Here is a 938-nt window from a genome sequence, read left to right as displayed (position 1 = left end):
GGCGCTCTGCCACGCGCAGAACACCTTCTTCTACCGCCATTTCCAGGTTGAGGCGGGTACGCAGTGTCTGACTGAGAATTTCCACATCTCGTTCCAGAATATGCCGACGATCCTCACGCAGGTGCGTGGTAATGGCGTCCGCTCCGGCACGTTCCGCGACAAAAGCCGCCTCCACCGGATCTGGATAACGGGTACCACGCGCCTGCCGCAACGTGGCCACGTGGTCTATATTTACCCCCAAAGCAATCATTCGCTGTGCTCCTCTCTTCATGTCGTCGACGTGAGCCGTGTTCTGCGCAAGTACGCCGCAAGGAGGCGGCGGCTCTCCAGCGGGCGCCCACCCAGATGGACTTGTAACTCCTGCTCCAGGCAGTGCCGCAAAGAGGGACCCCAGCCTCCCACAATTCGTGTCTGCATCGCCCCCTGCAACCAAGCCAAAGCGGCCGCCTCCAAGGTCACCACCGTGGCATCGGGCGCATGTGCCGGACAAAGCACCCCACGTTCTGCCTGGTAAAACCAGTGCTCTGAAAGCGTAGGATCAAGAGATCGGCCACACTTCGCGCAGCGCTCCAGGTCGGGTGCCCAGCCCAGGTTTTCCAGCAGGCGCCGCTCGAAGCGTCGCAAATACCAACCCGCACCGGGTTCACCGCGTAATACCCTGATCGTTTCTTCATACACCAGAAAGAGTGCAGGAAAGGGATCCCCGCGCTGGGTGAGCCTTAACAGCAACTCGTTGATGTAAAAGAGGCTGAGGCTTTGCAAGCTATCGAGTGGCAGCGCTGGCTCAAGCTCTTCCGCCTGCGCCAGCACCGGTAACTCACCCCGCCCCAGCCAACGCACCCATAAGGGGCGCCCCGCCTCAATCCGCGCCAGCGGAGAGCGGGCGCGCCGAGCACCTTTGGCCAAGACCCCCAGCCGACCCTGTGTCTGCGTAAACA

Annotated in this window: 2 protein-coding genes; both read right to left on the bottom strand. The window is 61.5% G+C overall.

The genetic code is table 11. The features are described from left to right. The coding region (locus tag HF921_RS13070; RefSeq protein ID WP_215893988.1) for a pyridoxine 5'-phosphate synthase at positions 1-250 on the bottom strand (250 nt) is incomplete at its 3' end. A 17-nt stretch (positions 251-267) separates the two neighbouring features. Then, a partial coding sequence (gene recO, locus HF921_RS13065) for a DNA repair protein RecO (protein ID WP_215893987.1) occupies positions 268-938 on the bottom strand: 671 nt, incomplete at its 5' end.

This window comes from Acidithiobacillus ferriphilus (genome assembly GCF_018854775.1).
GTDB classification, from domain to species: domain Bacteria; phylum Pseudomonadota; class Gammaproteobacteria; order Acidithiobacillales; family Acidithiobacillaceae; genus Acidithiobacillus; species Acidithiobacillus ferriphilus.
The sequence above is the reverse complement of the archived record's forward strand: the minus strand, read 5'-3'. Positions and strand labels throughout refer to the sequence as shown.